Origin of the sequence: Streptomyces araujoniae (assembly GCF_050871195.1) — a bacterium.
Lineage (GTDB): Bacteria > Actinomycetota > Actinomycetes > Streptomycetales > Streptomycetaceae > Streptomyces > Streptomyces bacillaris.
The window spans coordinates 5,806,299-5,832,077 of sequence record NZ_CP194070.1; the positions used below are offsets into that span (position 1 = coordinate 5,806,299).

The 25,779-nt window shown below is 72.1% G+C and carries 22 protein-coding genes; 17 read left to right on the forward strand and 5 right to left on the reverse strand.

Annotated elements, in window-relative coordinates:
• The first annotated feature begins 98 nt into the window (after positions 1-98).
• The 4 genes from ACQ9ZG_RS25170 (at position 99) to mutM (ending at position 2,754) form a co-directional block, all read left to right on the forward strand.
• Positions 99-764: a YceD family protein gene (locus ACQ9ZG_RS25170; protein WP_019765956.1), complete on the forward strand. Its 666-nt coding sequence runs from the start codon at positions 99-101 to the stop codon at positions 762-764.
• 2 nt (positions 765-766) lie between these two features.
• The gene (rpmF, locus tag ACQ9ZG_RS25175; protein ID WP_003965982.1) at positions 767-940 is read left to right on the forward strand and encodes a 50S ribosomal protein L32; all 174 of its coding nucleotides are present in this window, start codon (positions 767-769) and stop codon (positions 938-940) included.
• 19 nt (positions 941-959) lie between these two features.
• The gene (gene rnc / locus ACQ9ZG_RS25180; RefSeq protein WP_026237633.1) at positions 960-1,784 is read left to right on the forward strand and encodes a ribonuclease III; all 825 of its coding nucleotides are present in this window, start codon (positions 960-962) and stop codon (positions 1,782-1,784) included.
• 109 nt (positions 1,785-1,893) lie between these two features.
• Positions 1,894-2,754 (forward strand): bifunctional DNA-formamidopyrimidine glycosylase/DNA-(apurinic or apyrimidinic site) lyase, encoded by an 861-nt coding sequence (mutM, locus tag ACQ9ZG_RS25185; protein WP_028419480.1) that lies wholly within the window; start codon positions 1,894-1,896, stop codon positions 2,752-2,754.
• Here mutM and ACQ9ZG_RS25190 read toward each other — a convergent pair.
• Together ACQ9ZG_RS25190 and ACQ9ZG_RS25195 are read right to left on the reverse strand one after the other, a co-directional pair.
• A complete protein-coding gene (locus tag ACQ9ZG_RS25190) occupies positions 2,727-3,113 on the reverse strand; it encodes a winged helix-turn-helix transcriptional regulator (RefSeq protein ID WP_028419479.1) in 387 nt (128 codons plus the stop codon). The genes mutM and ACQ9ZG_RS25190 overlap by 28 nt on opposite strands.
• An 87-nt stretch (positions 3,114-3,200) precedes the next feature.
• Positions 3,201-4,175, reverse strand: a complete 975-nt coding sequence (locus ACQ9ZG_RS25195; protein ID WP_109917300.1) for a CAP domain-containing protein — start codon at positions 4,173-4,175, stop codon at positions 3,201-3,203.
• 167 nt (positions 4,176-4,342) lie between these two features.
• Between ACQ9ZG_RS25195 and ACQ9ZG_RS25200 the strand changes: the two genes are divergently transcribed.
• The 4 genes from ACQ9ZG_RS25200 to ACQ9ZG_RS25215 all read left to right on the forward strand — a co-directional run bounded on the left by ACQ9ZG_RS25200 (position 4,343) and on the right by ACQ9ZG_RS25215 (position 11,064).
• Entirely contained in the window at positions 4,343-4,624 is a 282-nt protein-coding gene (locus ACQ9ZG_RS25200) for an acylphosphatase (protein WP_109917301.1), read from the forward strand.
• Positions 4,625-5,072: 448 nt separating this feature from the next.
• Positions 5,073-5,285 (forward strand): hypothetical protein, encoded by a 213-nt coding sequence (locus ACQ9ZG_RS25205; protein WP_018488699.1) that lies wholly within the window; start codon positions 5,073-5,075, stop codon positions 5,283-5,285.
• 407 nt (positions 5,286-5,692) lie between these two features.
• Positions 5,693-9,418 carry a chromosome segregation SMC family protein gene (locus tag ACQ9ZG_RS25210; RefSeq protein ID WP_499281250.1) on the forward strand — a complete coding sequence of 1,242 codons (3,726 nt, stop codon included), beginning with the start codon at positions 5,693-5,695 and terminating at the stop codon, positions 9,416-9,418.
• 227 nt (positions 9,419-9,645) lie between these two features.
• Complete coding sequence (locus ACQ9ZG_RS25215) at positions 9,646-11,064, forward strand: sugar porter family MFS transporter (protein ID WP_386698763.1); 1,419 nt, start codon at positions 9,646-9,648, stop codon at positions 11,062-11,064.
• A 33-nt stretch (positions 11,065-11,097) separates the two neighbouring features.
• Here ACQ9ZG_RS25215 and ACQ9ZG_RS25220 read toward each other — a convergent pair whose 3' ends face one another.
• Positions 11,098-12,078, reverse strand: a complete 981-nt coding sequence (locus tag ACQ9ZG_RS25220; protein ID WP_109915535.1) for an LLM class flavin-dependent oxidoreductase — start codon at positions 12,076-12,078, stop codon at positions 11,098-11,100.
• Between the two features lie 196 nt (positions 12,079-12,274).
• Here ACQ9ZG_RS25220 and ftsY point away from each other — a divergent pair, with 196 nt between their 5' ends.
• The gene (ftsY, locus tag ACQ9ZG_RS25225; protein ID WP_028419473.1) at positions 12,275-13,486 is read left to right on the forward strand and encodes a signal recognition particle-docking protein FtsY; all 1,212 of its coding nucleotides are present in this window, start codon (positions 12,275-12,277) and stop codon (positions 13,484-13,486) included.
• A 113-nt stretch (positions 13,487-13,599) separates the two neighbouring features.
• Here ftsY and ACQ9ZG_RS25230 read toward each other — a convergent pair whose 3' ends face one another.
• Positions 13,600-14,247 (reverse strand): bifunctional DNA primase/polymerase, encoded by a 648-nt coding sequence (locus ACQ9ZG_RS25230; protein WP_084991889.1) that lies wholly within the window; start codon positions 14,245-14,247, stop codon positions 13,600-13,602.
• Between the two features lie 460 nt (positions 14,248-14,707).
• Here ACQ9ZG_RS25230 and nsdA point away from each other — a divergent pair, with 460 nt between their 5' ends.
• The 5 genes from nsdA (at position 14,708) to ffh (ending at position 22,717) form a co-directional block, all read left to right on the forward strand.
• Entirely contained in the window at positions 14,708-16,189 is a 1,482-nt protein-coding gene (gene nsdA / locus ACQ9ZG_RS25235; protein ID WP_018488705.1) for a transcriptional repressor NsdA, read from the forward strand.
• 403 nt (positions 16,190-16,592) lie between these two features.
• Positions 16,593-17,945 carry an ammonium transporter gene (locus ACQ9ZG_RS25240; protein ID WP_499281251.1) on the forward strand — a complete coding sequence of 451 codons (1,353 nt, stop codon included), beginning with the start codon at positions 16,593-16,595 and terminating at the stop codon, positions 17,943-17,945.
• Positions 17,942-18,280 carry a P-II family nitrogen regulator gene (locus tag ACQ9ZG_RS25245; protein ID WP_003965965.1) on the forward strand — a complete coding sequence of 113 codons (339 nt, stop codon included), beginning with the start codon at positions 17,942-17,944 and terminating at the stop codon, positions 18,278-18,280. Before ACQ9ZG_RS25240 ends, ACQ9ZG_RS25245 begins: the two co-directional genes overlap by 4 nt.
• Before the next feature lie 300 nt (positions 18,281-18,580).
• Complete coding sequence (locus tag ACQ9ZG_RS25250; protein WP_499281252.1) at positions 18,581-21,043, forward strand: [protein-PII] uridylyltransferase; 2,463 nt, start codon at positions 18,581-18,583, stop codon at positions 21,041-21,043.
• A gap of 120 nt (positions 21,044-21,163) precedes the next feature.
• Entirely contained in the window at positions 21,164-22,717 is a 1,554-nt protein-coding gene (gene ffh, locus ACQ9ZG_RS25255; RefSeq protein WP_028419469.1) for a signal recognition particle protein, read from the forward strand.
• Positions 22,718-22,893: 176 nt separating this feature from the next.
• Here the strand turns inward: ffh and ACQ9ZG_RS25260 are convergent, their stop codons facing one another.
• Entirely contained in the window at positions 22,894-23,751 is an 858-nt protein-coding gene (locus tag ACQ9ZG_RS25260; RefSeq protein ID WP_499281253.1) for a methyltransferase domain-containing protein, read from the reverse strand.
• 451 nt (positions 23,752-24,202) lie between these two features.
• Here ACQ9ZG_RS25260 and ACQ9ZG_RS25265 point away from each other — a divergent pair, with 451 nt between their 5' ends.
• The 3 genes from ACQ9ZG_RS25265 (at position 24,203) to ACQ9ZG_RS25275 (ending at position 25,637) form a co-directional block, all read left to right on the forward strand.
• Positions 24,203-24,796, forward strand: coding sequence for a hypothetical protein (locus tag ACQ9ZG_RS25265; RefSeq protein WP_003965961.1), 594 nt, complete (start codon positions 24,203-24,205; stop codon positions 24,794-24,796).
• Between the two features lie 158 nt (positions 24,797-24,954).
• Positions 24,955-25,395 (forward strand): 30S ribosomal protein S16, encoded by a 441-nt coding sequence (gene rpsP / locus ACQ9ZG_RS25270; protein WP_109917321.1) that lies wholly within the window; start codon positions 24,955-24,957, stop codon positions 25,393-25,395.
• 2 nt (positions 25,396-25,397) lie between these two features.
• Complete coding sequence (locus ACQ9ZG_RS25275; protein ID WP_003980229.1) at positions 25,398-25,637, forward strand: RNA-binding protein; 240 nt, start codon at positions 25,398-25,400, stop codon at positions 25,635-25,637.
• Positions 25,638-25,779: the final 142 nt, after the last annotated feature.

The following is a 25,779-nucleotide window of genomic DNA, read 5'->3' on the forward strand; positions in this document are numbered from 1 at the left end:
TAGGTTCGTGATCCCGGCTGCCCGTTTCGGCTACGGAACAGGTCAGGCCGCCTACGGACCGCAGACGGCCCCTCCCCTCCGCAGCAAGCACGACCTCCATGATTTCGAAAGCAGGAAACGCCCTGAACGGCCACCTCGACCACCGCAACCCTCTCGTGTTCGATACGCGCGAGCTGGGTCGGCGTCCCGGTGCCCTGAAGCGGCTCTCCCGCTCGGTGGAAGCTCCCGGTTCACCGGTCCTCGGTATCGACGGCGTCATCGGTGTGCCGGAAGGCGCGCCCCTGGAGCTGGACCTCCGACTCGAATCGGTCATGGAAGGGGTGCTCGTCACAGGCACCGCCCGTGCAACCGCCGAAGGGGAGTGCGTAAGGTGTCTGGAGCCGCTGACCGTCGAGGTCGACGCGGATTTCCAGGAGATGTTCTCGTACCCTGACGCCGATGACCGGGGCCGCCCTGCGGACCCGGCCGACGACGCCGAGGACGACGAGGACAGGTTCTTCCTCGAGGACGGCCTGTTCGACCTCGAGTCAGTGCTGCGTGACGCGGTAGTGCTCGCACTGCCCATGCAGCCGGTGTGCAAGGAGACCTGCGCCGGTCTGTGTTCCGAATGCGGAATCAGGCTGGACGAGAACCCGGGCCACCACCACGACGCCGTCGACATCCGTTGGGCGGCACTGCAAGGACTCGCCGAGACCGTTCAGGACGGCGAGAAGGACAACATGGGCGGCGCCGAACCGGGCGTCGACGAGAAGCAGGAGAAGTAGCCGTGGCTGTTCCGAAGCGGAAGATGTCGCGCAGCAACACGCGCCACCGCCGGTCGCAGTGGAAGGCTGCGGTCCCCACCCTGGTTTCGTGCGAGCGTTGCCAGGAGCCGAAGCTCCAGCACATTGCGTGCCCGAGCTGCGGCACCTACAACAAGCGCCAGGTCCTCGAGGTCTGAGCGGCTGGTGAGAGGCCCGATGTCTGAGTTGTCCAGCGCCAAGAAGCAGGCAGACAACGTCAACACAGCCTCGTCCCACACGCTTCTGGAAGGGCGGCTCGGGTATCACCTCGAGTCCGCCCTTCTGGTGCGTGCGCTGACCCACCGTTCGTACGCGTACGAGAACGGCGGCCTGCCCACCAACGAGCGGCTCGAATTCCTCGGGGATTCGGTGCTCGGCCTGGTGGTCACGGACACGCTGTACCGCACCCACCCCGACCTGCCCGAAGGCCAGCTGGCCAAGTTGCGGGCCGCGGTGGTCAACTCGCGGGCGCTTGCGGAAGTGGGCCGCGGCCTCGAACTCGGCTCCTTCATCCGGCTCGGCCGCGGTGAAGAGGGCACGGGGGGCCGGGACAAGGCTTCCATCCTCGCCGACACCCTCGAAGCGGTGATCGGCGCGGTCTATCTCGACCAGGGCCTCGGCGCGGCCTCGGAGCTGGTCCACCGGCTCTTCGACCCGCTGATCGACAGGTCCTCGAACCTCGGCGCCGGCCTGGACTGGAAGACCAGCCTCCAGGAGCTCACCGCGAGCGAGAGCCTCGGCGTGCCCGAGTACCTCGTCACGGAGACCGGCCCGGACCACGAGAAGACCTTCACTGCTGCCGCTCGCGTCGGTGGTGTCTCGTACGGCACCGGCACCGGCCGTAGCAAGAAGGAAGCGGAGCAGCAGGCGGCCGAGTCCGCCTGGCGCGAGATCAGCGCCGCCGCTGAGGCACGGCAGGCAGCGGAGAAGTCCGCCGCCGACGGAGGGGCCGCCGACACCCCTGCCGACCCGTCGCCCGACCCGGACGCCGCTCCCGCCTGACGCAGTACTCCGAACCCCTCGGTGCCCCGCGCACCGGGGGGTTCGCCCTGTCCCGGGGAGCCGGTCCCGTGCTCCCGTACTACGCTCACCGTGTCTGGAGTGGTCCACCGTGCCCGAGCTGCCCGAGGTCGAAGTCGTCCGCCGGGGCCTGGAGCGCTGGGTCAGCGGCCGGACCGTCACCGAGGTGGAGGTCCTGCACCCGCGCTCGGTCCGCCGCCACCTCGCGGGCGGGGTCGACTTCGCGGCCCGGCTGCGCGGGGTCCGGTTCGGTACGGCGATGCGGCGCGGCAAGTACCTCTGGGTGCCGATCGACGAAGCCGCCTCCTCGCTGCTCGGCCACCTCGGCATGAGCGGCCAGCTGCTGGTGCAGCCCACGGACGCGCCCGACGAGAAGCACCTGCGGATCCGGATGCGGTTCGACGACGCGCTCGGGACCGAGCTGCGCTTCGTCGACCAGCGCACGTTCGGCGGGCTCTCGCTGCACGACACCACCCCCGACGGCCTGCCCGACACCATCGCGCACATCGCCCGGGACCCGCTCGACCCGCTCTTCGACGACGCCGCCTTCCACACGGCCCTGCGCCTGCGCCGTACGACGGTCAAGCGCGCGCTCCTGGACCAGTCGCTGATCAGCGGCGTCGGCAACATCTACGCGGACGAGGCGCTCTGGCGCGCGAAGCTGCACTACGACCGGCCGACCGCCACCCTCACCCGTCCCAAGTCCGCCGAACTCCTCGGCCACGCCCGGGACGTGATGAACGCGGCCCTCGCCCAGGGCGGCACCAGCTTCGACAGCCTCTACGTCAACGTGAACGGCGAGTCCGGCTACTTCGACCGGTCACTCGACGCGTACGGCAGGGAGGGCGAGCCGTGCCGCCGCTGCGGGACGCCGATGCGCCGCCGTGCCTGGATGAACCGCTCCAGCTATTTCTGCCCGCGCTGTCAGCGCCCGCCGCGCGCCTCGTCGTAACGGCTCCGGGCGGCCAGGACCTCGTCCATCCGCCCCTCCACGAGCTGGATCAGCCCGAGGAGCCGCCCGGCGACCTCGCGCCCGAACGGGGTCAGTTCGTAATCCACCCGCGGCGGATTGACCGGCTGGGCCTCCCGCAGGACGAGCCCGTCCCGCTCCAGGGCGTGCAGCGTCTGGGAGAGCATCTTCTCGCTGACCCCGTCGACCCGCCGCCGCAGCTCGTTGAACCGGAGGCTCTCCTCGTACAGCGCGCCCAGCGTCAGAGCGCCCCAGCGCCCGGTGGCGTGCTCCAGCGTGGAGCGCGAGGGGCACCGGCGGGAGAAGACGTCGAAGGCGAGATCGTCCGTATCGCTGGCCATATCACCAGCTTACGCCCGTACAGCGCTCACCCCGAGGGAGCGCTGTACGGGCGAAAGCGGTCGGGCGTCCGGGACACGCGCTCCCGGTCAGAAGCCGAAGTTCTGGACCCACCACGGGCCGCCGGAGGCCTCGTGGACGCCTATGCCGATGGTCTTGTAGTCGCAGTTGAGAATGTTCGCGCGGTGGCCCTCGCTGTTCATCCAGGCGTCCATCACGGCCTGGGCGTCGGCCTGGCCACGGGCGATGTTCTCCGCGCCGAGCCCCTGGACACCGGCCTGCGCGGCCCGGTCCCAGGGGGTGTCGCCGTCGGGGTCGGTGTGGTCGAAGAAGCCCCGGGCCGCCATGTCCTCGCTGAAGTTCTGGGCGAGAGAGGTGAGGCCGCCGCTGGTGGTCAGCGGGGAGCAGCCGACCTTCGCGCGCTCCTGGTTCACCAGGGCCAGCACCTCGCTGCGGGCGGAGGCGGCGGAGGGCGAGGGAGCGGGCTTCTGGGCCGGCGGCGGGGCGGCCGTGGTCTTCGTGGGTGCCGGGGCCCTGCTCGCCGGGGCGGTGCTCTTCTTCGGGGCGGTGGTGGGCGCCTTCGACTTCTCGGACGGCTCCGCCGCCGCCTTCTTCGAGGGGGCCGCGGAAGAGGGCGCGGCCGACTTCGACGGGGCCTTCGACGCGGTGGAGGGGGACTCCGACGGCGTCTTCGACGGTGTCGTGGACGGCGACTTCGACGGGGCCTCGGGGCGCTCGCTACCCCGGCTGGCGGGGGAGGAGGAGCGGTCGGCCGGGGTGGTGGTGGAGCCGCCCTGCTGCGTCAGCAGGTCGGGGACGCCGCCACCGGAGCGGACCTGGTCGGCGGCGGTGGGGCCGCCCGAGGTGTAGGTGGAGCCGCCGGGCAGCAGGCCGGAGGCGACGGCGACCGCGCCGACCGCCATCGCGGCCGAGGCTCCGAGGAGTCCGGTGCGCACGGGTACGGCGGACTTCTTCTTCCGGCGCGTGCCCCGGTGTCCGGAAGCGGCCCTGACCGCGGGTTCTTCAGCGGCGGGGCCTGCGGCGGATCGTCGGTGGCGTCCCATGCGCTGTGCCTTCCTCATGCTCCGGATGTCGCGGCGATGTCACCATCACCGGTCGATCTTCATCCCTATACTCACCCGATCGAGTGAGGCTATTGCGACGGGACTGTACGCCATGGGCCAAAGGGGCCGCCGTGTTCTCGGAGCAATTGGCCGGTTAGCGTTCGGGCATGAACGAAGAGGCACGGCTGGTGGTCTGGGTACGCGGCCGAGTACAGCAAGTAGGGTTCCGCTGGTTCACCAGGGCAAATGCTTTGGAGATCGGTGGACTCGTGGGCTTTGCACTCAATCTCGACGACGGTCGCGTCCAGGTCGTCGCCGAAGGATCACGTGACAATTGCCACCGTCTGCTGGATTGGCTGCGCTCCGACGACACACCCGGGCGCGTGGAGGGAGTCACTGAGATCTGGGACACGCCGCGCGGCGGTTACGACGGATTCGCCATCCGCTGATACGGGCCCCGAAGCGGCGCCCCAGTCCGCCCGGTGAGCGTGCCGGAGCCGCCCGTGAGCGAACCGTCACGGACCGGCCCCCGGAGCCCCGCACCCGAAATGACCTGCGAAGGGACCGCCCGGCGGCCGATGGTTGCCAGATGCGGGATGTCGTGCAAGGCTGCGGCATTGGCGAAGATCCCCACACCCGTCGGGGTCCCGCAGGTGAGTCGCGCCGCATGATCGTCCAGCCGCGCGCCCCCGGGACACCTGGCTCCACGGGGTGTGATCGTGTTGACCGTCAAACTTTTTGGTGAGACGCTGAAAACCCCGCGCACCTTAGCTGTTCGGCAGAGCTGATATGCAGCAGAACCGCAGTGGTGACAGAGCCCTGCCGAGCACCGCGGGTGCGATTCCCAGACGACCCACACCGCATCGGTCGGTCACTCATTGTGGAGGACCATCCATCATGGCAAAGGCGCTTCTCGGTTACGTCGGCGGTTCCGACCCGCGACTCCTCGCCGAGATGCGACGGCTCCAGCAGCGCGTCCAGGACCTGGAATCCGAGCTGAACCGGATCCAGCACGAGAACGACGCGCTCAACGCCGCCGCTCAGCACCAGGAGTCACTGCTCGACAGCATCGACATCGACGTACCCCAGGGCGAGCCTGCGCTGACCTGACCGTCGGCCCCTCGGGGGCCGGTCGGGCCGGGCAGGCTCAGCAGCCTCGGCACTCTCTCCTCATAACCGCTCCATCCGATCCGTCCTGCGTCACGGATCGCCGCCTCCCGGCAGGCCGGGCCCCTGACCGACAGGGTCACCGGCCGACGTATGCCCGGGTGACGGCCCACCGGCAACGACACGGCCCGCCGGCCGTGGCGATGCCCCGTGCAGGACCGCACCACGATCCACCGCGCGACACCGCACGACGGTCTCGCGCGGGATCGCATCAAGATCCACAGGGACGCTTCGGCGTCCCTTTTTCTTTGCCCGGGCCCCCGGCCCCCGCCCCGCCCCTCTCGCTTACCGTCTGATGTGCCCTGCACCTTCATCACCGAAACCGAGAGCGAAAGGTAGAGTCCGGCGGCGTGCACCTCAAGGCCCTGACCCTGCGTGGTTTCAAATCGTTCGCGTCCGCCACCACCCTGCGGTTCGAACCGGGGATCACCTGTGTCGTCGGCCCCAACGGATCGGGAAAGTCCAATGTGGTGGACGCCCTCTCCTGGGTCATGGGAGAACAGGGCGCGAAATCCCTGCGCGGCGGCAAGATGGAAGACGTGATCTTCGCCGGGACCACCGGTCGGCCCCCACTCGGCCGCGCCGAAGTCTCGCTGACCATCGACAATTCCGACGGCGCACTGCCCATCGAGTACGCCGAAGTGACGATCACCAGGATCATGTTCCGCAATGGCGGCAGCGAATACCAGATCAACGGCGACACCTGCCGGCTGCTCGACATCCAGGAACTCCTTTCCGACTCCGGTATCGGCCGCGAGATGCACGTCATCGTCGGCCAGGGCCAGTTGGACTCCGTCCTGCACGCCGACCCGATGGGCCGCCGGGCCTTCATCGAGGAGGCCGCGGGGGTGCTCAAGCACCGCAAGCGCAAGGAGAAGGCGCTGCGGAAGCTGGACGCGATGGGCGCCAACCTCGCCCGCGTCCAGGACCTCACCGACGAACTCCGCCGCCAGCTCAAGCCACTCGGCCGGCAGGCCGCCGTCGCCCGCCGCGCCGCCGTCATCCAGGCCGATCTGCGCGACGCCCGTCTCCGCCTCCTCGCCGACGACCTGGTGACCCTGCGGGACGCCCTGCGCGACGAGATCGCCGACGAGGCCGAGCTGAAGAAGCGGAAGGAGGCGGCCGAGGCCGACCTGAAGGCGGCGCTCGCCCGGGAGGCCGAGCTGGAGGGCGAGGTGCGCCGCCTCGCGCCCCGGCTCCAGCGCGCCCAGCAGACCTGGTACGAGCTGTCGCAGCTGGCCGAGCGGGTGCGCGGCACGATCTCGCTGGCCGACGCCCGGGTCAGGAGCGCCACCCAGCCCCCCACAGAGGAGCGCCGGGGCCGCGACCCCGAGGACCTGGAGCGCGAGGCCGCCCGTATCCGCGAGCAGGAGGCGGAGCTGACGGCGGCCCTGGAGGCGGCCGAACACGCGCTGGAGGACACCGTCGCCCACCGCGCCGACCTGGAGCGCGAGCTGGCCGCCGAGGAGCGCCGGCTCAAGGACGCCGCCCGCGCCATCGCGGACCGCCGCGAGGGGCTGGCCCGGCTGACCGGCCAGGTCAACGCGGCCCGCAGCCGGGCCGGTTCGGCCCAGGCCGAGATCGACCGGCTGGCCGCCTCCCGCGACGAGGCCCAGGAGCGCGCGGTCACCGCGCAGGAGGAGTACGAGCAGCTCAAGGCCGAGGTCGAGGGCCTGGACGCGGACGACGAGGAGCTGACCGTCCGCCACGAGCGGGCCAAGCAGTCCCTGGCCGACGCCCAGGCCGCCCACAGCACCGCCCGCGACGAGGCCACCGCCGCCGAGCGCCGCCGGGCGGCGGTCGCGGCCCGCCACGAGGCGCTGGCCCTGGGACTCCGCCGCAAGGACGGCACGGGCGCCCTGCTCGGCGCCCGCGACCACCTGACGGGCCTGCTGGGCCCGGCCGCCGGCCTGCTCACCGTCCGGCCCGGCTACGAGATCCCGGTCGCCGCCGCCCTCGGCGCCGCGGCGGACGCGGTGGCGGTACGGGACCCGGCCGCGGCCGCCGCCGCGATCCGCCTCCTCCGCGCCCGGGACGCGGGCCGCGCGGCGATGCTGCTGGCGGACGGGGTGGTGGAGGGCGTGGGGGCCGGCCACGTACCGGGGCAGGGCGGTGAACAGGTGCCGGGTGCCGCCGCGCACCTGCCGGTGCAGAGCGGAGCGCCGGGCGGCGATACGGAAGGCGGAGCGCCGGGCGGTACGGAGGATGGCGCCCACCGCCGTACGGAGACCGGCGCCGGTGCCCACGGCCGTACCGAGAGCATCACCACCCTCTCCGCCCCCGCCGTCACCGACCTCCTCACCGGCCCCGCCCCCCTCCTGGACGCCGTCCGCCGTCTCGTGCGGGACACCGTGGTGGTCGCCACCCTGGAGGAGGCCGAGGCGCTCGTCGCCGCGCACCCCGGGCTCACCGCCGTGACCGGTGAAGGAGACGTGCTCTCCGCGCACTTCGCGCACGGCGGGTCCGCCGGGGCGCCCAGTCTGCTGGAGGTTCAGGCCTCCGTGGACGAGGCCGCCGCCGAGCTGGCCGAACTCGCCGTGCGGTGCGAGGAGCTGGCGGAGGCCCAGCGGCTGGCGGGGGAGCGGCGCAAGGAGTCGGCCGCGCTGGTCGAGGAGCTGGGGGAGCGGCGGCGGGCGGCCGAACGGGAGAAGTCGGGCGTCGCCCAGCAGCTCGGGCGGCTCTCCGGGCAGGCCCGGGCGGCGGCGGGTGAGGCCGAGCGGATGACGGCCTCCGCCGCCCGCGCCCAGGAGGCCCTGGAGCGGGCGGTCGAGGAGGCCGAGGAGCTGGCCGAGCGGCTGCTGGTGGCCCAGGAGGCGCCGGTGGAGGAGGAGCCCGACACCTCCGTACGGGACCGGCTCGCCGCCGACGGGGCCAACGCCCGCCAGACCGAGATGGAGGCCCGGCTCCAGGCCCGTACGCACGAGGAGCGGGTCAAGGGGCTGGCCGGGCGGGCCGACGGGCTGGACCGGGCCGCCCGGGCCGAGCGCGAGGCGCGGGCCCGGGCCGAGCAGCGGCGGGCCCGGCTGAGCCATGAGGCGGCCGTGGCCTCCGCCGTCGCCTCGGGCGCCCGTCAGCTCCTGGCCCACGTCGAGGTCTCCCTCGTACGGGCCGATCAGGAGCGCACGTCGGCCGAGGCCGCCAAGGGCGAGCGGGAGCGCGGGCTGGCCGCCGAGCGGGGCCGGGGCCGCGACCTCAAGGGCGAGCTGGACAAGCTCACCGACTCCGTCCACCGGGGCGAGGTGCTCGGCGCCGAGAAGCGGCTGCGCATCGAGCAGCTGGAGACCAAGGCCCTGGAGGAGCTGGGGGTGGAGCCGGCGGGGCTGGTCGCGGAGTACGGACCGGACCAGCCCGTTCCGCCCTCGCCCGCGGCGGAGGGCGAGGAGCTGCCGGAGGACCCGGAGCACCCCCGCAACCTGCCGAAGGCCTTCGTCCGGGCCGAACAGGAGAAGCGGCTGCGGTCGGCCGAACGGGCGTACCAGCAACTCGGGAAGGTGAATCCGCTCGCCCTGGAGGAGTTCTCGGCGCTGGAGGAACGGCACAAGTTCCTCTCCGAGCAGCTCGAAGACCTGAAGAAGACCCGGGCCGACCTGCTCCAGGTGATCAAGGAGGTGGACGAGCGGGTCGAGCAGGTGTTCACCGAGGCGTACCGGGACACAGCCCGCGAGTTCGAGGGCGTCTTCGCCCGGCTCTTCCCCGGCGGCGAGGGGCGGCTGATCCTCACCGACCCGGACAACATGCTGGCCACCGGAGTCGACGTCGAGGCCCGTCCGCCGGGCAAGAAGGTGAAGCGGCTCTCGCTGCTCTCGGGCGGTGAGCGGTCCCTGACGGCCGTGGCGTTGCTGGTCTCCATCTTCAAGGCCCGCCCCAGTCCGTTCTACGTGATGGACGAGGTCGAGGCGGCGCTCGACGACACCAACCTGCAGCGGCTGATCCGGATCATGGAGGAGCTGCAGGAGAGCTCCCAGCTGATCGTCATCACCCACCAGAAGCGGACGATGGAGGTCGCCGACGCGCTGTACGGCGTCTCCATGCAGGGTGACGGCGTGTCGAAGGTGATCAGCCAGCGGCTCCGCTGACCCCTTCACGGACCCATTCGACTCTTCACGCAGACATCGGAACGTGGAGGCACGTTCTTGTCCGAGCTGGGTACACGTCGGTCCGACCCCGCTGGTTTGCTTCATTTCTTGAACGCATAACCTCTGCGGAGTCGTTTTCGCCTTCAAGTGGTGGCGTGCTGCATGGTGTGCGCCACTAGGAAGGCTCACCCCAACGTCTGACGTGCGGCCAGGCATCAGGAGTTCATGTGACCACTGCAGCGAACGGACCGGAGTCCGGGGCCCGGACGGCCCATCCGGACCACCTCGGCCATGTCATCTTCATCACGGCGGCCGCGGCGATGGGCGGCTTCCTCTTCGGCTACGACAGCTCCGTCATCAACGGGGCCGTCGAAGCCATCCGCGACCGGTACGACATCGGCTCCGGGACGCTCGCCCAGGTCATCGCCATCGCGCTGATCGGCTGTGCGATCGGCGCCGCCACGGCCGGCCGGATCGCGGACCGGATCGGCCGCATCCGCTGTATGCAGATCGCCTCGGTCCTCTTCACCGCCAGCGCCATCGGCTCGGCGCTGCCGTTCGCGCTCTGGGACCTGGCGATGTGGCGCATCATCGGCGGGTTCGCCATCGGCATGGCCTCCGTGATCGGCCCGGCCTACATCGCCGAGGTCTCCCCGCCCGCCTACCGCGGCCGCCTCGGCTCCTTCCAGCAGGCCGCGATCGTCATCGGCATCGCCGTCTCCCAGCTGGTCAACTACGCCGTCCTGCAGATCGCGGACGGCGACCAGCGCGGCAAGATCCTGGGCCTGGAGGCCTGGCAGTGGATGCTCGGCGTGATGGTCGTCCCGGCCATCCTGTACGGGCTCCTCTCCTTCGCCATCCCCGAGTCCCCGCGCTTCCTCATCTCGGTCGGCAAGAAGGCCCAGGCCCGCAGGATCCTCGAAGAGGTCGAGGGCAAGAACATCGATCTCGACGCCCGCGTGGCCGAGATCGAGACCGCCATGCACCGCGAGCACAAGTCGTCCTTCAAGGACCTGCTGGGCAACCGCTTCTTCTTCCTCCCCATCGTCTGGGTCGGCATCGGCCTGTCGATGTTCCAGCAGCTCGTCGGCATCAACGTGGCCTTCTACTACTCGGCCACGCTGTGGCAGTCCGTCGGCATCGACCCGACCGACTCGTTCTTCTACTCGTTCACCACCTCGATCATCAACATCATCGGCACGGTGATCGCGATGGTGCTGGTGGACCGGGTGGGCCGCAGGCCGCTCGCCCTGGTCGGCTCGGTCGGCATGGCCATCGCGCTCGCCTTCGAGGCCTGGGCCTTCTCCGCCGACCTGGTCGACGGCAAGCTGCCCACCACTCAGGGCGTCGTGGCCCTGGTCGCCGCCCACACGTTCGTGCTCTTCTTCGCCCTGTCGTGGGGTGTCGTCGTCTGGGTCTTCCTGGGCGAGATGTTCCCGAACCGGCTGCGGGCCGCCGCCCTCGGCGTCGCGGTCTTCGCGCAGTGGATGGCCAACTGGGCGATCACCGCCAGCTTCCCGAGCCTGGCCGACTGGAACCTCTCGGGGACGTACATCATCTACGCCTGCTTCGCCGTCCTCTCCATCCCCTTCGTGCTCAAGTTCGTGAAGGAGACCAAGGGCAAGACGCTGGAGGAGATGGGCTGACCCCCTCCTCCCCTGTTCACGCGCTGCCCCGGTTCACGGCCGAGCCGGGGCGGCCGGCGTTCCCAGCGCCTCGCAGAACAGCCGCAGGCTCCGCCATCCCTCCTCCACCGGCATCCCGCCGCAGAGCGGGTGCAGCACCACCGAGTCCGCCTCCAGCGCCGCCAGCTCCCCGGGCGTGACGATCCGGTAGACGCCCTCCTCGCGCAGCTCCGCCACCGTCGTGGCCGCCGACCGCACCGCCGAGCGGATGTCCTTCGACTGCCAGGAGGAGTACGTCCGCGCCTCGTGCAGCAGGTGCTCCCCGTACAGCGCCCACGTACGCTCCGGGTCCTCGGAGACGTGCAGCAGCGGGGTGCGCTCCGCGGGCATCATGCAGAAGCCCTCCGTCACGTGGGCCGCGCACTGCTCCCGGTAGTACGCCTCCAGCTCCGGCAGATGTGCGCTCGGGAAGAGCGGCAGCCCCAGCCGGGCCGCCCGCCGCGCCGCCGCCCGCGAGCTGCCGCCGACCAGCAGCATCGGATGCGGTCGCGTGTACGGGCGCGGGGTGACGCGCACCGTACGGCCCCGGTACGGGAAGGGCTCCCCGGTCCACGCCGCGAGCAGGGTCTCCAGCAGCTCGTCCTGGAGCCGGCCGCGCCGCCCCCACTCCACGCCCGCCCGCTCGTACTCCTCCGGCCGGTAGCCGATCCCCGCGACCGTCACCAGCCGCCCCGCGCTCAGCAGGTCCAGCACCGCGATGTCCTCCGCCAGCCGCAGCGGATCGTGCAGCGGCCCGATCACGGCCGAGACGGTCACCGCGATCCGCCGGGTGGCTCCGAAGACCGCCCCGGCGAAGGTGAACGGGGAGGGCAGCCAGGAGTTCGCCGCCCCGTGGTGCTCCTCGGTCTGGACCGTGTCGAGCCCGTGCCCGTCCGCGTACGCCGCCATCTCCAGGGCGGCGCGGTAGCGGGCCGAGAGGGAGTCGGGGGTGGCTGCGGGATCGACGAGATTGAACCGGACCACGGTGAAGGCCATGACGGGTGTCCCTTTCGCCGGACGGGCAGGGCTCGCCTGAGGGGCGCGGCGGGGCGCACAGTAGCTGACGTTCCGTCAGAAGTGGAGGGGCCGGGACCGGCCTTTACCGCCAAAAGGTGCATCCGGGTCCGGGGGATCGCCGGGCGGCGTGCGGGGCCGTGCCCGCGCGGCGGCCGTGGCCGATACTGGACGGGTTATGGAACTCGTCGAAATCGTCATCCTCGCTGTAGTCATCGCCCTGGCCGCCGTCGGCCTGGTCGGCGGGCTCGTGGTCGGCAGCCGCAGGAAGAAGCAGCTGCCGCCCCCGCCGCCGTCCACGCCGACCATCACTCCTCCCGCCGAGCCGAAGGTCGGCGAGGAGGCCGAGACGCCGCGCGACGAAGCGCGGCGCACCATCGACGAAGTCAGCCTCCCGGACGCCGTCGCGCCCGCCGAGGAGGCCCCGGCCGTCGAGACCCCGGCGCCCCCGGCGCTGGAGGTCCCCGAGCCCACCGAGGGCCGGCTCGTCCGGCTGCGGGCCCGGCTCGCCCGCTCCCAGAACTCGCTGGGCAAGGGGCTGCTCACCCTGCTGTCCCGGGACAACCTGGACGAGGACACCTGGGAGGAGATCGAGGACACCCTCCTCACCGCCGACGTCGGCGTCGCCCCCACCCAGGAACTGGTCGAGCGGCTCCGCGAGCGCGTCCGCGTGCTCGGCACCCGCACCCCGGAAGAGCTGCGCGCCCTGCTCCGCGAAGAGCTGATCACCCTGCTCGGCCCGGACCTCGACCGCGAGGTCAGGACCGAGGGCGGCGCCGAGACCCCGGGCGTCGTCATGGTCGTCGGCGTCAACGGCACCGGCAAGACCACCACCACCGGCAAGCTGGCCCGGGTGCTCGTCGCGGACGGCCGCAGCGTGGTCCTCGGCGCGGCCGACACCTTCCGCGCCGCCGCCGCCGACCAGCTCCAGACCTGGGGCGAGCGCGTCGGAGCCCGTACGGTCCGCGGACCCGAGGGCGGCGACCCGGCCTCCATCGCGTACGACGCGGTCAAGGAGGGCATCGCGGAGGGGGCCGACGTGGTCCTCGTCGACACCGCCGGCCGGCTGCACACCAAGACCGGGCTCATGGACGAGCTGGGCAAGGTCAAGCGGGTCGTGGAGAAGCACGGACCGCTGGACGAGGTGCTGCTCGTCCTGGACGCCACCACCGGGCAGAACGGCCTGGTGCAGGCCCGGGTCTTCGCGGAGGTGGTGGACATCACCGGCATCGTCCTGACCAAGCTCGACGGCACCGCCAAGGGCGGCATCGTCATCGCGGTCCAGCGCGAGCTGGGCGTCCCGGTGAAGCTGATCGGGCTGGGCGAGGGGCCGGACGACCTGGCCCCGTTCGAGCCGGGCGCCTTCGTGGACGCCCTGATCGGCGACTGACGCGTACCACCCCGTACGGCGGACGGGCGGCGGCTCCCACGAGGAGCCCGCCGCCCGTCCGCCGTTGTGGTTCCCGGCCTGGACCGGTGGTCCGGCCTGGACCGGTGGCCCGGTCAGGACCGGTGGCAGATGTACGCCAGCGTCCCCAGCAGCAGCCGTGCCTGCGGGGGAGCGGCGGCCGTGTCCAGCACCGGCGGCCGCAGCCAGCGGACCGGGCCGAGGCCGCCGAGGTCGGAGGGCGGGGCGGTGATGTGCGTGCCCGGCCCCAGCGCCCGCAGATCCAGGTCCGCGTCGTCCCAGCCCATGCGGTAGAGCAGGCCGGGCAGTTCGGCGGCGGCCCCGGGGGCGACGAAGAACTGCGCCCGGCCGGTCGGCGTCACCGCCACCGGGCCCAGCGGCAGCCCCATCCGCTCCAGCCGCACCAGCGCCCGGCGTCCGGCCTGCTCGGCGACGTCCAGGACGTCGAAGGTGCGGCCCACCGGCAGCAGCATCGAGGCGCCCGGGGTCTCGCCCCAGGCGTCCGCCGCCGCGTCGACGCCGGTGCCCGCCGGGACCTCCCGGGCGAAGCCCAGCGGATGGGCGCCGGGGGCGGGGCAGTCCGGCTGCCCGCAGGAGCAGGCGCCGTCCCGGGCGCGGGTGCCGGGCACCACGGTCCAGCCCCAGAGCCCGGTGTACTCGGCCACCGCGGTGGCCTCGGCGCCGCGGCCGCGCCGCCGTACGCCGGAACGTTTCTCACGGATGCCGCCGATCGTGAAGCCCATGCCCCCTCCAACGGGTCCGACTCATCGGTGGTTACGATCCGGAGTGCTCGGGTAGCCCTCCGTCGCTGCAACTCGATCGAGTGGTGTGCGCCGTGGTGCGCGAGGTGGTGCGGCGCGGTGCATGCGCCCCTGAATGCTTCCGTACGCTCGCCATCGGTCGTAGTGGCTCAAGTCAAGCGTGCCGAGCGGCAGTCGGGTTCATTCGAAGGGGTGGCGAATGGTGGCGTTTCCGCAATCCCCCTCGCAGGAGGGGTGATCGTAGGATTACCGTCGGTACACGAACCCTGGAAGAATGTGCGTCCATGGGTATGCCCCGGGCAACCCGGTTTCCAGTTCGACCCCGTGCAACTCCCGTACGAGCGGCGGCGATGCACGGCATTCTGATGGGGGCACAGATTTCTGACGGCGGTTCGCGCGATGAGATTCGACGGGGAGGATTCAGCGTGATGGGGGCGTTCCAGTGAGTGGCAGCGGCGCAGGCGAAGCGGAGGCCGGGACCGGTAAGCGCCCCAACGCGCAGTTGGGATCGTGGTTCCTGCGCAGCGGCTGGTCCAAGGGCGAGCTGGCGCGCCAGGTCAACCGGCGGGCCCGGCAGATGGGCGCCCACCACATCAGCACCGACACCTCCCGGGTGCGGCGCTGGCTCGACGGCGAACAGCCGCGCGAGCCGATCCCGCGCATCCTCTCCGAACTGTTCTCCGAGCGGTTCGGCGCGGTCGTCGCCGTCGAGGACCTCGGCCTGCGCACCGCCCACCAGTCACCCTCGGTCGCCGGGGTCGACCTGCCCTGGGCGGGCCCGCAGACCGTCGCCCTGCTCAGCGAGTTCTCCCGCAGCGACCTGATGCTCGCCCGGCGGGGCTTCCTCGGCAGCTCGCTCGCGCTGGCCGCCGGCCCCTCCCTCATCGAGCCGATGCAGCGCTGGCTGGTGCCCGTCCCGGCCAAGGGCCCGGGCGAACCGGAGTCGGAGGCCGCCGCCCGCAGGCCCTCCCGCCTCTCCGCACCCGAGCTGGACCTGCTGGAGTCGACCACCACGATGTTCCGGCAGTGGGACGCCCAGTGCGGCGGCGGGCTGCGCCGCAAGGCCGTCGTCGGCCAGCTGCACGAGGTCACCGACCTGCTCCAGGAGCCCCAGCCCGGCCCCACCTCCAAGCGCCTGTTCCGCTGCGCCGCCGAACTGGCCGAGCTGGCGGGCTGGATGAGTTACGACGTCGGCCTCCAGCCCACCGCCCAGAAGTACTTCGTGCTCGCCCTGCACGCGGCCAAGGAGGCCGGGGACAAGCCGCTCGGCAGCTACATCCTCTCCAGCATGAGCCGCCAGATGATCCACCTGGGCCGCCCCGACGACGCCCTGGAGCTGATCCACCTGGCCCAGTACGGCAGCCGCGACTGCGCCACCTCCCGTACGCAGGCCATGCTGTATGCGATGGAGGCCCGCGCGTACGCCAACATGGGCCAGCCCAGCAAGTGCAAGCGGGCGGTCCGGATGGCCGAGGACACCTTCCTGGACGCCGGACTGGACGGCGAGCCCGAGCCCGACTGGATCCGCTTCTTCTCCGAGGCCGAGCTCAACGGGGAGAACGCCCACTCCTACCGTGACCTGGCCTATGTCGCCGGCCGCAGCCCCACCTACGCCTCGCTCGCCGAGCCCGTCATGGCGAAGGCCGTCGAGCTGTTCGGGGAGGACGACGAACACCAGCGCTCCTACGCGCTGAACCTCATCGGCATGGCCACCGTCCATCTCCTCCAGCGCGAGCCCGAGCAGTCCACCGTGCTCGCCGGGCAGGCCCTGAAGATCGCCAAGAAGGTCCGCTCCGAGCGGGTCAACACCCGGCTGCGCAAGACCGTCGACACCGCTGCCAGGGACTTCGGGGACGTCGCCGATGTCGCCCGGCTCACCGATCTGCTCAGCGAACAGCTGCCGGAGACCGCCGAAGCGGTCTGACCCGGCACCACGGCCCCGGCCGCGGCCCCTCTCCGTACTGCCCGACTCGGCTCCCCCATCGCCTGGTCACCCGGAGAGGAGCCGCGGCCGGTTCGCGTACGAAGGGGCCCTGTCCGCCCACCCGGCGGCGTTTCGCCCACACCGTGTACGGCATGGGCTGCATGGTAGGCAGCGCACCGGACCCGCCACCCGGGATTCATTCCCTCGTAACACGCACCACCTCTTCGTCACGCTCGCGAAACATCGAGCGGCCTCCCCGGAAACGGCGCTCCGCCAATCTCATGGCGCACAGGCGGTCTCCGGCCATGATCCACCGGACGCCCCTGACCGGCCCGCACCCTTCCCAGTGGTCCCGCAGCCTTCCCCCGCACGCCGCGGCCGCTCCGACGACGAGGAGACGCCGATGCCCCCAGGCATCACGACGCTTGCCGCAGACGCCCCCGAGCTGTCTGCCGCCAACACCGGGTTCATGCTCATCTGCTCGGCCCTGGTGATGCTCATGACCCCCGGCCTGGCCTTCTTCTACGGAGGCATGGTCCGCGTCAAGAGCACCCTCAACATGCTGATGATGAGCTTCATCAGCCTCGGGATCGTCACGATCCTGTGGGTGCTCTACGGATTCAGCCTCGCCTTCGGCTCCGACATCGGCTCGGTGATCGGCTGGAGCGGTGACTACGTCGGCCTCAGCGGGATCGGCCTCACCGAACTCTGGGACGGCACCACCATCCCGGTGTACGTCTTCGCGGCCTTCCAGCTGATGTTCGCCGTCCTCACCCCGGCCCTGATCAGCGGTGCGCTCGCCGACCGCGTGAAGTTCACCGCGTGGGCGCTCTTCATCGTCCTGTGGGTCACGATCGTCTACTTCCCCGTCGCCCACTGGGTCTGGGGTTCGGGCGGCTGGCTCTTCGAGATGGGCGTCATCGACTTCGCCGGCGGTACGGCCGTCCACATCAACGCGGGTGCCGCGGCCCTCGGCGTGATCTTCGTCATCGGCAAGCGCATCGGCTTCAAGAAGGACCCGATGCGGCCGCACAGCCTGCCGCTCGTCATGCTCGGCGCGGCCCTCCTGTGGTTCGGCTGGTTCGGCTTCAACGCCGGATCCTGGCTTGGCAACGACGACGGCGTCGGCGCGGTCATGTTCCTCAACACCCAGGTCGCCACCGCCGCCGCCGTTCTCGGCTGGCTGATCTACGAGAAGCTGCGCCACGGCTCCTTCACCACCCTCGGCGCCGCCTCCGGCGCGGTCTCCGGGCTGGTCGCCATCACCCCCGCGGGTGGCTCCGTCTCCCCGCTCGGCGCCATCGCGGTCGGCGCCATCGCCGGTGTCCTGTGCGCCATGGCGGTCGGCCTGAAGTACAAGTTCGGTTACGACGACTCCCTGGACGTCGTCGGCGTCCACCTCGTCGGCGGCATCATCGGCTCGATCCTGGTGGGCTTCTTCGCCACCGGCGGGGTCCAGTCCGACGCCAAGGGCCTCTTCTACGGCGGCGGTGTCGAACAGCTCGGCAAGCAGATCGTCGGCGTCGTCGCGGTCCTCGCGTACTCTCTGGTCGTCTCCGGCCTCATCGCCCTGGTGCTCCACAAGACCATCGGGATGCGGGTCTCCGAGGACGACGAGATCTCCGGCATCGACCAGGTCGAGCACGCCGAGACCGCGTACGACTTCAGCGGCACCGGCGGCGGCTCGGTCGCCCGCACCACCGCCCCCGCGACGGACCCGACGGCAGCACCGAAGGCAAAGAAGGTGGACGCATGAAGCTCATCACCGCGGTCGTGAAGCCCCACCGGCTGGACGAGATCAAGGAGGCCCTCCAGGCCTTCGGCGTCCAGGGGCTGACCGTCACCGAGGCCAGCGGCTACGGCCGCCAGCGCGGCCACACCGAGGTCTACCGGGGCGCCGAGTACACCGTGGACCTGGTCCCCAAGATCCGCATCGAGGTCCTGGTCGAGGACGAGGACGCCGAACAGCTCATCGAGGTCGTCGTCAAGGCCGCCCGTACCGGCAAGATCGGTGACGGGAAGGTGTGGAGCGTCCCGGTCGAGACCGCCGTCCGCGTCCGCACCGGCGAACGCGGCCCGGACGCCCTCTGACGGAGGCGCCGGCCGGAGCCGGGCGCCGGGGCCCGCGGGCCGGACCCGGTCCGGCCGGGCCCCGGCGCCCGGCGCCCGGCCGGGGTGTACTGGGGCTGGAGGCTCCGGCACCCGGCCGGGGCTTTCCGGCCGGTGTCCGGCACTCGGCCGGCCGATCCGGCCGAAGGCTCCGGCCCGACAGCCCCCTGCCGAGGGGCCGGGCACCCGGCCGGACGTCCCGGCCGAAGGCCCCCGGCCCGACGGCCCCGCACACCGGACGGGCGCCCCTGACCGAGGCCCCGCCAAACGGAAGGCATCTGGGTGACGAGCACCGAAGCGATCACCGACAGCGAAGACTCGGGACCCAGCGGCTACGCGGCGGCCCGGCTGCGCCTCCTCCAGCAGGAGGCGCGGTCCGGGCCGCCGCGCCGTGCGGCCCTCGCCCGGCTCACCGATGACTGGCTCACCGGCCTGTTCACGGCGGCCGCGACCCGCGCCGGGGTGCGCGGGGCCGCCCTCGTCGCCGTCGGCGGCTACGGCCGCGGCGAACTCTCCCCGCGCAGCGACCTCGACCTGCTCCTGCTCCACGACGGCAGCGCCGACGCGGCCGCCGTCGCCGCCCTCGCGGACGCCGTCTGGTACCCGGTCTGGGACCTGGGCCTCGCCCTCGACCACTCCGTACGCACCCCCGGCGAGGCCCGGAAGACGGCCGGCGAGGACCTCAAGGTGCAGCTCGGGCTGCTGGACGCCCGGCCCGTCGCCGGGGACCTCGGGCTCGTCGCCTCCCTGCGCACCGCGATCTTCGCCGACTGGCGCAACCAGGCACCCAAACGGCTCCCCGCCCTCCATGAGCTGTGCCAGGAACGCGCGGAGCGCGCGGGCGAGCTCCAGTTCCTCCTGGAACCCGACCTCAAGGAGGCCCGCGGCGGTCTCCGCGACGCCACCGCCCTGCGCGCCGTCGCCGCCTCCTGGGTCGCGGACGCCCCGCGCGAAGGACTCGACCGGGCCCGCCGCACCCTCCTCGACGCCCGCGACGCCCTCCACCTCACCACCGGCCGCGCCACCGACCGCCTCGCCCTCCAGGAACAGGACCAGGTGGCCGGGGCGCTCGGCCTGCTCGACGCCGACGCGCTGCTGCGCCAGGTGTACGAGGCCGCGCGCACGGTCTCGTACGCCACCGACGTCACCTGGCGCGAGGTCAACCGGGTGCTGCGCGCCCGCTCGGTCCGGCCCCGGCTCCGCGCCATGCTCAGCGGCTCCCTCGGCGGCACCAAACCCGCGCCGGAGCGCGCCCCGCTCGCCGACGGCGTGGTGGAGGCCGACGGAGAGGTGGTCCTCGCCCGGGCCGCCCGCCCCGACCGCGACCCCGTCCTCACCCTGCGCGCCGCCGCGGCCGCCGCCGAGGCCGGGCTGCCGCTCTCCCGCCACCTCGTACGCCATCTCGCCACCACCGTCCGGCCGCTGCCGGTGCCCTGGCCGCCGGAGGCCCGCGAGGAGCTGGTCACCCTGCTCGGCGCGGGGGAGGCCACCGTCGGCGTCTGGGAGGCGCTCGAAGCGGAAGGGATCATCACCCGGCTGCTGCCCGACTGGGAACGCGTCCACTGCCGCCCCCAGCGCAACCCCGTCCACACCTGGACCGTCGACCGGCACCTGGTGGAGACCGCCGTCCGCGCCGCCTCCCTCACCCGCCGCGTCCACCGCCCCGACCTCCTCCTGGTCGCCGCCCTCCTCCACGACATCGGCAAGGGCTGGCCCGGCGACCACTCGGTGGCCGGTGAGGTCATCGCCCGGGACATGGCCACCCGGATCGGCTTCGACCAGCACGACGTGGGCGTCATCGCCACCCTCGTACGCCACCATCTCCTGCTCGTCGAGACCGCCACCCGCCGCGACCTGGACGACCCCGCCACCGTGCGGTCGGTGGCCGAGGCCGTCTCCAGCACGTCCACCCTGGAGCTGCTGCACGCCCTCACCGAGGCCGACGCGCTCGCCACCGGGCCCGCCGCCTGGTCCGCCTGGCGGGCCTCCCTCGTGGCCGACCTGGTCAAGCGCGTCGCCGCCGTCCTCGCGGGGGAGGAGCCCGAGGAGACGGAGGAGGGAGCGCCCGGCGCCGAGCACGAACGCCTCGCCATCGAGGCCCTGCGCACCGGCGAACCCGTCCTCACCCTGCACACCCGGCCCGAGGAGCCCGCCGGGGACGGCGAGGTGGAGCCCGTCGGCGTGGAGCTGCTCATCGCCCTGCCCGACCGGCCCGGCGTGCTGCCCGCCGCCGCCGGGGTCCTCGCCCTGCACCGGCTCACCGTGCGCGCCGCCGACCTGCGGGCGGTGGAGCTGCCCAACGAGGTGGGGGAGAGCGCGGACCTGCTGCTGCTCAGCTGGCGGGTGGCGGCCGAGTACGGGTCCCTCCCGCAGGCCGCCCGGCTCCGCGCCGACCTCGTACGCGCCCTGGAGGGCTCGCTGGACATCCGTGCCCGGCTCGCGGAGCGGGAGGCCGCCTACCCGCGCAGGCGCGGGGTGAAGGCCCCGCCGCCCCGGGTGACCGTCGCGGCGGCGGGCTCCCGCCGGGCCACCGTCATCGAGGTCCGCGCCCAGGACGCCCCGGGGCTGCTGCACCGGATCGGCAACGCGCTGGAATCCAGCGCCGTACGGGTGCGCAGCGCCCATGTCTCCACCCTCGGCGCCAACGCCGTCGACGCCTTCTACGTCACCGGCACCGACGGCGAACCCCTGCCGGAACTCCGGGCCGCCGAGGTCGCCCGGGAGGTCGAGAAGGCCCTCGGCTGACCTGTACGGCACCCCCTCGCCCGGCCGGTTCCGGGCGAGGGCTTGGTGTTCTCCGGGGGCCGGATACCCTGGAGGGCGACTGACCTGCCCCGCCCCCGACCCTGAGGACCGACGAGCGCCGTGTTCGATACTCTCTCCGACCGCCTTAGCGCGACTTTCAAGAACCTCAGGGGCAAGGGCCGCTTGTCCGAGGCCGACATCGACGCCACGGCACGCGAGATCCGTATCGCCCTGCTCGAGGCCGACGTCGCCCTCCCCGTCGTCCGGGCCTTCATCGCCAACGTGAAGGAGCGGGCGCGCGGCGCCGAGGTCTCCCAGGCGCTGAACCCGGCCCAGCAGGTCGTCAAGATCGTCAACGAGGAACTGGTCGCCATCCTCGGTGGCGAGACCCGGCGCCTCCGGTTCGCCAAGACCGCGCCCACCGTGATCATGCTCGCCGGTCTCCAGGGTGCCGGTAAGACGACACTCGCCGGAAAGCTCGGCCTCTGGCTCAAGGGCCAGGGCCACTCCCCGCTGCTCGTCGCCTGCGACCTCCAGCGCCCCAACGCCGTCAACCAGTTGAGCGTCGTCGCCGAGCGCGCCGGGGTCGCGGTCTACGCCCCCGAGCCGGGCAACGGCGTCGGCGACCCGGTCCAGGTCGCCAAGGACTCCATCGAGTTCGCCCGCGCCAAGGTCCACGACATCGTCATCGTCGACACGGCCGGCCGCCTCGGCATCGACCAGGAGCTGATGCGGCAGGCCGCGGACATCCGCGACGCCGTCAGCCCCGACGAGATCCTCTTCGTCGTCGACGCGATGATCGGCCAGGACGCGGTCAACACCGCCGAGGCCTTCCGCGACGGCGTCGGCTTCGACGGCGTGGTCCTCTCCAAGCTCGACGGTGACGCCCGCGGTGGTGCGGCGCTGTCGATCGCCCATGTCACGGGCAAGCAGATCATGTTCGCGTCGAACGGCGAGAAGCTGGAGGACTTCGACGCGTTCCACCCGGACCGGATGGCCTCCCGCATCCTCGACATGGGTGACCTGCTCACCCTGATCGAGCAGGCGGAGAAGACGTTCAGCCAGGAAGAGGCCGCCAAGATGGCCTCGAAGCTCCAGTCGAGCAAGGGTGGGAAGGACTTCACCCTCGACGACTTCCTGGCCCAGATGGAGCAGGTCCGCAAGATGGGCTCCATCTCCAAGCTGCTCGGGATGCTGCCCGGCATGGGGCAGATCAAGGACCAGATCAACAACATCGACGAGCGCGACATCGACCGCACCGCCGCGATCATCAAGTCGATGACCCCCAAGGAGCGCGCCGAGCCGACGATCATCAACGGCTCGCGCCGGGCCCGTATCGCCAAGGGGTCGGGCGTCGAGGTCTCCGCCGTCAAGAGCCTGGTGGAGCGCTTCTTCGAGGCCCGCAAGATGATGTCGAAGATGGCCCAGGGCGGCGGCATGCCCGGGATGCCGGGGATGCCCGGCATGGGGGGCGGCCCCGGCCGGCAGAAGAAGCAGGTCAAGCAGGCCAAGGGCAAGCGCAAGAGCGGCAACCCGATGAAGCGCAAGGCCGAGGAGGCCGCCGCGGCGGAGCGCCGCGAGCAGGCGGCCGCCCAGGGCGGCGCGTTCGGGCTGCCGGCCCAGGGCGACAAGAACTTCGAGCTGCCGGACGAGTTCAAGAAGTTCATGGGCTGAACGACGACAGCAGGCATGTGTAAGGGGCGCCCTTGAGAGAGGGCGCCCCTTACGCGCGTACGGCGGCCCTCAGGTCACCGCGTACGGCTTCCCCATGCGTGCGGGCTTCCTTCGGGGGAGGCCGTGCAGGCCGTGCAGGCCGTGCAGGCCGGTCACTCCGCGCGGACCAGGGCCGGTCATGCCCTGCAGACCAGGTAGCGGAAGACGTTCGGCATCCACACCGTGCCGTCCGGGCGCCGGTACGGATGCAGCGCCTCCGCCACCTCCTTCTCCACCTGGGAGCGGTCGGTGGCCCGTACGGCGTCATCGAAGAGCCCGGTCGACAGCAGTCCGCGCACCGCGCTCTCCTGGTCCGCGTATCCGAACGGGCAGGAGACCCGCCCCGAACCGTCCGGCTTCAGCCCGGCCCGCGCGGCCACGTCCTCCAGATCGTCCCGGAGCGTCGGCCGCCACCCGCCCGGCCGGGGCGGACGGGCGGACTCCGTCAGCCGGGCAGCGACCCGCAGCACCGGCGCCGTGGCGCACCGCTCCGGCGGGCCCCAGCCGGTCAGCACCACGGTCGCGCCCCGGGCCGCCAGCGGCAGCGCCGCCTCCAGCGCGGGCACCAGCCCCTCGGAGTCGCCGGCCGCGCAGCCGATCGGCTCGAACACGGTGATCAGGCCGTACGGTGCCCCGTCCGCTCCGGCGCCCGCCGGGAGCCCGCTCTCGTGCAGCCGGGCCCGGTGCGCGGGCGCGCCTTCCGCGCCCTCCTCGGGCAGCAGCCGCGCGCGTGCCAGCGCCAGCCGCTCCCGGTCGGAGTCCACACCCGTGACCTGCGCCCCCCGGGCCGCCGCGATCAGCAGGGCGAGCCCGGAGCCACAGCCGAGCGACAGCATCCGGGTGGCGGCCCCGACTTCGAGCCGGTCGTACACCGCCTCGTAGAGCGGTGCCAGCATGCGTTCCTGGATCTCGGCCCAGTCGCGGGCACGGGTTCCGGCGTCCGCCGGCGCGGAGGGATCCGCGTCCCGGAGGTTCCGGACGAGCGTTGGTGTCATGGAAAGCGCCCCAATCCGCCAAGAGGTCGATCTTGTCCGAGTGGACGGCCCCCGTGTGCGTGTGTCCGCACCCCCCGTATGCCAGAGAACTGCGCATCCGCCGTTCCGTCCAGGGGGTGTGGGGCACCGATTGCGTACCCCGGTCATGCGCCCTCTCCGCATCAGTCTGACCCGACACCGGGCACCGGGCACGTCGAACGGGCCGCCGGGTACCCTCGCAGGCGGCCCGGTGAGCGGCGACGGGCGCCGGCGCGCCGCAAACCCCGTACGCCGGGCGCACCGCGTGCTGTGCACCACCTTGGTGCGAGCTGTGCGGCTTCTCCGCAGTTCGGCGCACCCGCCCGCCTCCGGCCGCATCCAGGGCACATCACGAGCAACTGACTGGTACGTGCAAATTATTTGGGATGCCCCGGAATAGGAACACCACGGCACTCGGGCTCGTTGTCACGACGTGAGCACGACACCACCTGTACTTGCCGCAGAGCTGGCACAGGCGTGGGCCGACATTCAGCGGTACCACCCCGAGCTGCCCGATCTAGCCGCGCCAGAGTCCCTGATCGGAGAGTCCTCGTCCGCCTGTGGCGCCGAGCTCTCCTTCGAACGGCTGCTCCACGAGGCAGTCCACGGCATCGCCGCCGCGAGAGGGGTCCGTGACACCTCCCGCGCCGGCCGCTACCACAACAGACGCTTCCTCGCGATCGCCGAGGAGCTGGGCCTCGACCATGCCGAGGAGCCCCACCCCAGCAGCGGATTCTCGCTGGTCACGCTGAATCCCGAGGCCAAGCGCCGGTACCGCCCGACCACCGAGCGGCTGCAGCGCGCCCTCAAGGCGCACACGGTCGCCACCGCCGCCGACACCAAGCGCTCCTTCCGGGGCCCTGCCGCCCGGCACGGTTCCTCCGGGGGCGGGGTCCGGGTCAAGGCCGTCTGCGACTGCGGACGCAACGTCCGCGTCGTCCCCTCGGTCCTGGCCCAGGCGCCGATCGTCTGCGGCGGCTGCGGCAAGCCGTTCCGGATCCCGGAAGCGGCGGTCGCGGTGGGGTGAGGTGAAGTGGTGTGGCACAATGGCTAGCTGTACTCGACAGCCGCATAGGACCCCTCTCTCCTCCGGCTGACGCGTCCGTCGGGCACTCCGAGTACCGCAACCCCACGTGGCATCTTCGTTGTGCCCAACCACGTCAGAGACCAGGAGACACCACTTCCGTGGCAGTCAAGATCAAGCTGAAGCGTCTGGGCAAGATCCGTTCGCCTCACTACCGCATCGTCGTCGCCGACTCCCGTACCCGCCGTGACGGCCGGGCCATCGAGGAGATCGGCCTGTACCACCCGGTGCAGAACCCCTCCCGCATCGAGGTCAACTCGGAGCGCGCGCAGTACTGGCTGTCCGTCGGCGCGCAGCCGACCGAGCCGGTCCTCGCGATCCTGAAGCTCACCGGTGACTGGCAGGCCCACAAGGGCCTCCCGGCCCCCGCGCCGCTGCTGCAGCCGGAGCCCAAGGCTGACAAGCGTGCCCTGTTCGAGGCGCTGTCCGCGGACGGCGACGAGGCCAAGGGTGAGGCCATCACCCCCAAGGCCAAGAAGCCCGACAAGAAGGCGGACGAGGCTGCTGACGCTGCCGCGTCCACCGAGTCGACCGAGGCCTGAGCATGCTCGAGGAGGCTCTCGAGCACCTCGTGAAGGGCATCGTCGACAACCCCGACGACGTGCAGGTGGCCTCGCGCACCCTGCGCCGCGGGCGCGTGCTGGAGGTCCGGGTCCACCCCGACGACCTCGGCAAGGTGATCGGCCGTAACGGCCGTACCGCCCGCGCCCTGCGGACCGTCGTGGGCGCCATCGGCGGCCGTGGCATCCGCGTCGACCTCGTCGATGTGGACCAGGTCCGCTGACCGCAGTTGAACACCGGCCAGGGCCGGGGAGGGCTTTCGAGCCTTCCCCGGCCTTTGTCGGTCCCCGGCCCCTTCTCGCCGGCCACACCGGGGCGCCACCGCGTCCGGACCCCATCCATGCGTCCGCACCCCCATCAATTCG